The organism is Achromobacter sp. RT286_PF, assembly GCF_059760425.1.
In genome coordinates, this window is sequence record NZ_JCBAMR010000037.1 from 46658 (window position 1) to 53310 (window position 6653).

The 6653-nt window shown below is 64.6% G+C and carries 9 protein-coding genes; 6 read left to right on the forward strand and 3 right to left on the reverse strand.

Annotation, left to right across the window (positions count from 1 at the left end; translation table 11 throughout):
* Positions 1–98: 98 nt before the first annotated feature.
* The 4 genes from AC6LJY_RS22980 (at position 99) to AC6LJY_RS22995 (ending at position 1982) form a co-directional block, all read left to right on the forward strand.
* Complete coding sequence (locus AC6LJY_RS22980; protein ID WP_046805970.1) at positions 99–554, forward strand: hypothetical protein; 456 nt, start codon at positions 99–101, stop codon at positions 552–554.
* Positions 544–1038: a hypothetical protein gene (locus AC6LJY_RS22985; protein WP_498136849.1), complete on the forward strand. Its 495-nt coding sequence runs from the start codon at positions 544–546 to the stop codon at positions 1036–1038. Before AC6LJY_RS22980 ends, AC6LJY_RS22985 begins: the two co-directional genes overlap by 11 nt.
* Positions 1022–1288, forward strand: coding sequence for a hypothetical protein (locus tag AC6LJY_RS22990; protein WP_314363453.1), 267 nt, complete (start codon positions 1022–1024; stop codon positions 1286–1288). Before AC6LJY_RS22985 ends, AC6LJY_RS22990 begins: the two co-directional genes overlap by 17 nt.
* Positions 1289–1511: 223 nt before the next feature.
* Positions 1512–1982: a carboxymuconolactone decarboxylase family protein gene (locus tag AC6LJY_RS22995; RefSeq protein ID WP_314363455.1), complete on the forward strand. Its 471-nt coding sequence runs from the start codon at positions 1512–1514 to the stop codon at positions 1980–1982.
* Between the two features lie 20 nt (positions 1983–2002).
* Here the strand turns inward: AC6LJY_RS22995 and AC6LJY_RS23000 are convergent, their stop codons facing one another.
* From AC6LJY_RS23000 to AC6LJY_RS23010, 3 genes are all read right to left on the reverse strand, one after another.
* Positions 2003–3799 carry a hypothetical protein gene (locus AC6LJY_RS23000; protein WP_498136850.1) on the reverse strand — a complete coding sequence of 599 codons (1797 nt, stop codon included), beginning with the start codon at positions 3797–3799 and terminating at the stop codon, positions 2003–2005.
* Between the two features lie 18 nt (positions 3800–3817).
* Positions 3818–4807, reverse strand: coding sequence for an Lnb N-terminal periplasmic domain-containing protein (locus AC6LJY_RS23005; RefSeq protein WP_498136851.1), 990 nt, complete (start codon positions 4805–4807; stop codon positions 3818–3820).
* Between the two features lie 163 nt (positions 4808–4970).
* On the reverse strand, positions 4971–5138 hold the full coding sequence (locus AC6LJY_RS23010; RefSeq protein ID WP_162941244.1) for a hypothetical protein: 168 nt from the start codon (positions 5136–5138) through the stop codon (positions 4971–4973).
* A gap of 554 nt (positions 5139–5692) precedes the next feature.
* Between AC6LJY_RS23010 and AC6LJY_RS23015 the strand changes: the two genes are divergently transcribed.
* Both AC6LJY_RS23015 and AC6LJY_RS23020 read left to right on the forward strand, forming a co-directional pair.
* Positions 5693–5887 (forward strand): hypothetical protein, encoded by a 195-nt coding sequence (locus tag AC6LJY_RS23015; protein WP_046805965.1) that lies wholly within the window; start codon positions 5693–5695, stop codon positions 5885–5887.
* Between the two features lie 126 nt (positions 5888–6013).
* The gene (locus AC6LJY_RS23020) at positions 6014–6646 is read left to right on the forward strand and encodes an FMN-binding negative transcriptional regulator (RefSeq protein WP_120157571.1); all 633 of its coding nucleotides are present in this window, start codon (positions 6014–6016) and stop codon (positions 6644–6646) included.
* The last annotated feature ends 7 nt before the right edge of the window (positions 6647–6653 follow it).

Genomic DNA, 6653 nt, shown 5'->3' on the forward strand with positions numbered 1-6653 from the left:
GATCTTTGCGCTTTGTCCTTTACTACGCCCGCTCGCGGGCATTTTTTCCGTCCCTACAGGAGGCCATCCTGCACACGCTTTTCAGGAGCACCCCCATCATGGAACCCGGTTCTACCAGCTTAGGCGGGCTTGCCGCCTTAAAGGTCGCGATGGCGTATGGCATTCCCGCCGCCATCGCAGCCATGCTCGGCTTATTGCTCATGCCGCCGCGCACGGTCAGGGAATTCACCGTGCGGACGGTATCCACCGTGGCCTGCTCCTTTCTTTTCGGGCCCGCGCTGGCTGCGGCTGTCATTGCGTGGAAGCCTGCCTTGATGGAGGCCATGACCTGGCTTGCCCATCATGGCGCGGGCACCGACGACGCCTTGCTTGCAAAGTTCTACGTGCTGGGTCCCAGCATGCTGCTTGCGGGCCTGCCGGCGTGGTGGGTGTTGGGCGCCTATATGCGGTGGCTGGCCAGCATGCGCAAGAAGGGCGTGCTGGACTGGCTGGCCGAGGCGCGCGCCAAGATTTTGGGGATGCCGCGCCAAGGGGGAAAAGATCGTGGATCTTGATGCTGTATTGCAAAAGGCTGTGTTGCCCGCCTTGACGCTGCTTCCGCCCGCGATGGACACGCCGCAGGCCCGCGTTCTCTTGCTGGCTATCGGCTTGCAGGAAAGCCGCTTTCTGCATCGTCGGCAAGTCGGTGGACCGGCCCGTGGCTTCTGGCAGTTCGAGCAGGGCGGTGGCGTGCGAGGCGTGTTGACGCATGCAGCCACTTACGGACCTGCCCGCCGGCTCTGCGCCGAACGCGACGTGGCGGCCACCGCGGGCGCCGTCTACACCGCCCTGGAAGCGGACGACGTGCTTGCCGCCGGCTTTGCGCGTCTGCTCTTGTGGACCGACCCGCATCGTTTGCCTGACGAGGGGGACGCCGACAGCGCCTGGGCCTTGTACCTGCGCACCTGGCGCCCCGGCAAACCGCATCCGCACACTTGGCTCGCGCTGTATGCCCAAGCCATGGGCGCTATCGGGGGACGGCATGTTCGCGTGGCTTGAACGGTTCAAGACTCTGGCGGTGGCCGCGTTGGCTGCAAGCGCTGTGGTGCTGCTGGCGTATTTGCGAGGGCGCAGCGTGGGCGCGCGCGCTGAACGCCAGGGGCGCGACACGCAAATCAATCGGCAGGCCGACCAGGCTCGGCAGGAGGTAAGGGATGTGCAACATCAAACGGCTGGGATGGACGATGCTGCCATTGCTGACGAGCTTAAGCGTGACTGGGTGCGTGGCACCCGCCCGGGTGGGCGTTGAATATTGCGAGCACGCGCGGCCCGTCTATTTTGATACGGCGGCGCAGGTGGATGCCACGCCGGCTTCCGTCCGGCGGCAGATCCGGGATGGCAATGCCGTCTGGCGCCGGCTGTGTGGCGGGGCGCCATCATGACCTAGTCCATATTGCGCGTCATGGCTCTGTCCGGCTGGGCCAAGTGGGCGCACGATAGCGGTTCTGAAATGTCTTTACCAGGATGCCATCATGAATGCTCGCCTTGACTATGCCAAAGCTTCGCCCGACGGGTACAAGGCTTTTGGCGCGGTATATGTTTATCTTCAGCACTGCGGCCTGCCGAAAACCTTGATTGATCTGGTGTTTTTGCGGGTGTCGCAGATCAACGGATGCGCCTATTGCATCGACATGCATTCGCGCGACCTCATCAAGCAGGGCGTGACGGTGGACAAGCTGGTGCTGGTGCCGGTGTGGCATGAAGCGGGCGCGGTGTTTACGCGACGGGAACGCGCGGCGTTTGCGTGGGCGGAAAGCGTGACGCGCGTGGCTGATACCGGTGTGCCGGATGAGGCCTATGCCGCGGCCGCCGCCGAGTTCAGCGACAAGGAATTGGCGGACCTGACCTATGCCATCGGGCTGATGAATGCCTTCAACCGCCTGGGCGTCTCGTTCAGGGCCACGCCGGCTGCCACGAAGGCGGCTGAGCGGGCGGCGGAATGAAAGGGGGGCGCGATCTGCCGTCAATCCAGATTGATGACGGAAGCGGTGCCCGGCGCATAGCCGTTCGCATCTGCGTCCGTGCCGCTATCGGACCCGGCTTGATCGAAAGCTTGCCGTTTGGCTTCGGCCACATCAGCACGCGCGCCACCTAATTGGCCCGCTTCCAGCACTTTTATCGTGCCATCCACCGTGCCGACAACCAGCGATTGCGCGTCGGCGTCCATGGCGAAGATCAGCGTTGGCAAACCATCGACCCGCACGCGGGCATAGCGCCGCAGCACGCCGGTTTGCGCGTCAATCAGTTGCAGCGAGCCGTCAAGAAAGGCGGCTGCGATCAGGTTCAAGGCGGGCATGTGCACGATGGCGCTGGGCGATGCGGGGATGGGGCGCCGCCATAGTTCGCGATCCCGGTCCAAGGGCTTGCGGTAGATAAAGCCGGCGTAGGGCGCGCGCACGTTGGGCGAATAGTGCTTGCCGCCGATGACAAGGCCGGGGCCCAGTGCATCGTCGACGTAGGCGCCGCACAGTTCCATGGCGTGGCTGGCGGCATCGTTGCTGGCTTTTAAAACCGGCCATAGCCGGCGCACGGCGCCATCGGGTTGCACCACGCACAGGGTTTTGCGTTCGTGCGAGCTGGCGGGCGTGCCTTGCAGCAGGAACAGATAGGGCGCGTGGCGGATGCGCAGGTAGTGGTTGAAGCAGTCGTAGTGGCCAAGGTCTGGGCGATGCTCGACGCCGGTCGCCAGGTCCAGCAGCACATCGCGCGCCTGCCCGGGGTGCGCCGTAACGCGGTTTTGGCGGCCCAGGATCCGGCCTTGTTGCGTGGCGGAAAACGTGAATTCGCCGTCATAGGCGCGCGTCAGCGGCAGGCCGGCATTGGTGTTGGCGTTGGCGATGGTGCCGGTGCTGGCGTTGGCGTTGGCGTTGGCGTCAGCACCGGCGCCGGTGTACGTGTACAGCCGCGCGTCCTGTCTTCCCACGATTTGGCCCGCCGGGCCGGTCTCGACCACGTGCACCAAGACCTGCTTGCCGGATCTGATGATCTCGACGCCGTGGCCCGCGCCGGTGTGGGTGGCAAGGCGGTCGCCGTTGCGGTGGTAGACCTCTAGCTGGCAGCCCTGGTGCACGGCGGCGTAGCGGTTGTGATCCAGCCAGGCCACATCCAGGATGGCCCCCCGGAGTGTCCACCTGGCTACTCCGAACCATGCTTGCAAGCGCGCTTCCAGCTCCTGCACATCTGCGGCGCGCAAGGCTTGCGCGCGCAGCTCGGCGGGGACGCTGGGGGCTGCATCCATGCTTAGGTTCAGCGCTTGCGAACCGGGGCAAGGCGCTGGCGCTTGCACGCGGAACAAGGCGTCGAAGGCATCGCAGGCGTCATCGCCGTCGTCCCACGGCCGCACCCATGCTTCGATCTGGTCGCCCGCCGCGTTGTAGTGGCATCGCACCACTTCGGGAACCTGGTTGTACAGCTGAACGCCGTGCGTTTCGCGCCAGTCCCAGACGATGAGTTCGCCTTCAAACAAATAGCCGCCGTCGTAGCTGCCGCCGCCAATGGCGACGGTCGTGCCGGCAGGGTGGAACGCCACATCGTTGACGGGATAGTGCAGGTCATCAAAGGCGGCGAAGGGAACGAGCGAGTCGCGGCGGTACAACGCTACCCGATAGCGCAAGGTGCGCCCGCCATAGGCGGCGCGCGCCCGAGGGTGGGCCAGCAGGGCAAACGCGGACGCCACGGCCGCCACATCGCCCGCCGCGTTGAAAAACACGCCGTTGATCTTGCCGCTGCCGCGTAGCGCCGGGGCCGTTGATGTTGTCATGGTGCGCGTGTACAAAAGCTACGAAGGATCGATGCTCGGCACGCCTTTCCGGATCGCTTGAGAGAACCCGGGGGCATCCCCGTGGGCGCGGGCGCGATCGGTGTAGCGACCCCGTTCGCGGTATTGCGCGGCGCTGTCCGCGCCTTGCAGCACGTTCAGGTCAAAGAAGTATTCAGGCAGATATCCAGATGCCAGCTGGCGATAGTCCAGCGGCAGTCCGGGCACGATGCGCCGCGCCATCTGGAACACGATGGTGGTGCAGTTGCCCGTCACGGTGTGATAGAAGCGGGGCGTGTCGCGCAGCCGGTTCGCGCTGTCCACATACGCCAGGAATAACGAACGCGCATTGTCCAGCGGCATGTGGATGCGGTACAGGTAGCTGTCTTCGCCTCGCACGTTGGTGCGCACGCGCAAGCTGTCTTCCTCGGTCGAGGCGATCAGGCTTAATTCGTATTGCTTGAAAAAGCCGCCGATCTCGGAAAATTGATCGCCTTCCTTGCGGCGGATTTCCACCGAGAAAACCACGTAGCGATCCTGCCCGAATCCGAACGACACCAAGGCGTGGGCGATGGCGGGGCGGCCCCAGTACGACAGCGCAACGTCCACCGACTCAAGCTCGTCAAGCGCGTAGCGGCGGGTTTCCCATCTGGGGGTGAAGTCGGTGCGGCTGCGCCAGTCGAAGTTGCGCACGTTTTGCAGCGTGACGACGTTGCCATTCACCTGCCCCAGGGTTTGCCGTGAGACTTCTGGCATCCACGGCCGGTCGTTCGACGCGCGCAGGCGTGCCCACCATAGCCCCAGCGCCAGCGTGGCCAGCGCAAAGCCATAGCCCGCGGGGCGCCACGTGGGCCAGGCCAACGCGGCCAGGGCCGCGAACGCCAACACCAGCCAGGCCAGCGTCAGCAAGCCCCTTGCCGCGCGGGGCAAGGGCGCGCGTATCCACAGCGCCAAGCCGCCCCAGACGGCGACCAGCGTGATGGTGATGCCAAGCAAAATGGAAGCGGTCATAGGATCTCTAGGCGGTCGAGGCCGCCAGAGTATGGCCGGGCTTGATTTAAGCCGTCAATTGCGCCGGGGAGGTCGGCGCGGGCCCGTCATGGCAACGGGCGGCGGCGGGGCCGATCCGGGACGGGCAACGCCGCAATAGCGGCGCGCGTCCTGGTCGGCAACATCATGAACGCGCCCGGCTTGCGGCCGGCGGTTCTTTTTTGGCGCGCGGTTTAGGCGCGGGTTTCTTGACTTCGGCAGGAGCATCGAACTCCTGTTTGTTGCGCTCACCGCGTGGGGTGTTTTCCGGATGAGGCTTGGGAAAGGCCCAGGGCTTCGTTTTCTGATCCATTGCATGTACTCCTTGCACAGGCGGAACAGTAGCATTAGCCGTGGCTGTGAGTAAGTGAGGGTTGACGTCAATATTCATCACATCGTGATTTTTAAGTAAAAATTTTGGGTTTGGACCGCGTTGGCGTCGGCGATGTTCCCCGTTTGCGACAAGTTGTCGGCAACGAGACCAGACGCCTCTGCATGCGGCGTGCCCAAGGCTGATCGCGCAATGCCGGCCAACGCATCCTGTTTGGAAACGCTACGCGTTCCGGTTCAAAGCGTCGTTCCGTTGAGCTGATGCAACGGGCGCGGCGCGTGCGAAGTTGAATCGGTCGTTGTCGGGCTCGTCGCCACGGGCTCGCATCGCGCAAGACGAAGATGCGTTTACGCGCCCCATCCGGGCTGCGGGATTTTACGCAACTTGCGCGGCGCCGCGATCTGATGGCTGGCCGCCACAGATTCGACGGGTTAACCCTGTCAGGGGTTGGTGCTCATCCTTTTTTAATCGCGAAAGCGCGCGGCCCCCCGCGTGTGCGGCGCTACGATGGAAAGCGTGCACATAGGGAGACAACTATGGACACCGCCAAGGATTGGTACGCCGCTGTCCGGGAATGGCAACGCGCCCGCGACGAACTCACCGCGGCCATCGCCGCCATCAAGTGGCCCAGCCCCACGCCCGGGTGCCTGGAAAGCTACGACCGCGCTTACGCGCGCGAAACGCAGGCGCGGGAACGCATGAACCAAGCTTATGAGCGTGTCCGACGATAAGGCTGTCCGCGCGCATCCTGCCGGGGAAGCGCCGAAGTGGCTCTATAAAACAGTGAAGCGATGGACCTGTGCATGGGGCCACGATGGCGTTATGTTGTGTTTTTCCCTGACTACGCCTGGCCCACCATGTACCTGCCATCCGCTTTTCGCGAAGACGACCTTGCCGTCCAGCACGACTTTATCCGCGCCCACCCGTTGGGCGTCGTCATGACCAGCGGCGAGGGGGGCTTGATGGCCAACCACATCCCCTGTCTGCTCTATCCCGAAGGGGACCATGGCGTGCTGCGCCTGCACGTGGCCCGTGCCAACCCCCAGCTTGCGCACCTGGCGGCGGGGCAGGAATGCTTGATTGCGTTTCATGGCGCGCAGGCCTACATCACGCCGTCCTGGTACGCCACCAAGGCGCAGACGCACAAGGTGGTGCCCACGTGGAATTTCGTGGCGGTGCATGTGTGGGGCACGCCGGTTATCCAGGATGATCCCGCCTGGTTGCGCGCGCAGCTGGAAGCGCTGACCGCCAGCCAGGAAAAGGCGCGCGCGCAGCCCTGGAGCGTGGACGAGGCGCCGGCGGATTTCATTGCGGCGCAGATGCGCGCCATCATCGGGATCGAGATCCCGATATCGCGCATCGAGGGCAAATGGAAGGTCAGCCAGAACCGGACACCGGCCGACCGCGAAGGCGTGGCGGAAGGGCTGGTTAACGAGGCCGGCGACACCGTCATGGCTGCGCTGGTGGCGCGCCGGGGGCCGCCGGCCTGATCGTGGC

What these genes read in the sequence shown, in the direction of transcription:
- AC6LJY_RS22990 (WP_314363453.1), top strand. Translation starts at nt 1,022, where the DNA reads ATGTTCGCGTGGCTTGAACGGTTCAAGACTCTGGCGGTGGCCGCGTTG.
- AC6LJY_RS23015 (WP_046805965.1), top strand. Translation starts at nt 5,693, where the DNA reads ATGGACACCGCCAAGGATTGGTACGCCGCTGTCCGGGAATGGCAACGC.
- AC6LJY_RS23005 (WP_498136851.1), bottom strand. Translation starts at nt 4,807, where the DNA reads ATGACCGCTTCCATTTTGCTTGGCATCACCATCACGCTGGTCGCCGTC.
- AC6LJY_RS22980 (WP_046805970.1), top strand. Translation starts at nt 99, where the DNA reads ATGGAACCCGGTTCTACCAGCTTAGGCGGGCTTGCCGCCTTAAAGGTC.
- AC6LJY_RS23020 (WP_120157571.1), top strand. Translation starts at nt 6,014, where the DNA reads ATGTACCTGCCATCCGCTTTTCGCGAAGACGACCTTGCCGTCCAGCAC.
- AC6LJY_RS22995 (WP_314363455.1), top strand. Translation starts at nt 1,512, where the DNA reads ATGAATGCTCGCCTTGACTATGCCAAAGCTTCGCCCGACGGGTACAAG.
- AC6LJY_RS23010 (WP_162941244.1), bottom strand. Translation starts at nt 5,138, where the DNA reads ATGGATCAGAAAACGAAGCCCTGGGCCTTTCCCAAGCCTCATCCGGAA.
- AC6LJY_RS23000 (WP_498136850.1), bottom strand. Translation starts at nt 3,799, where the DNA reads ATGACAACATCAACGGCCCCGGCGCTACGCGGCAGCGGCAAGATCAAC.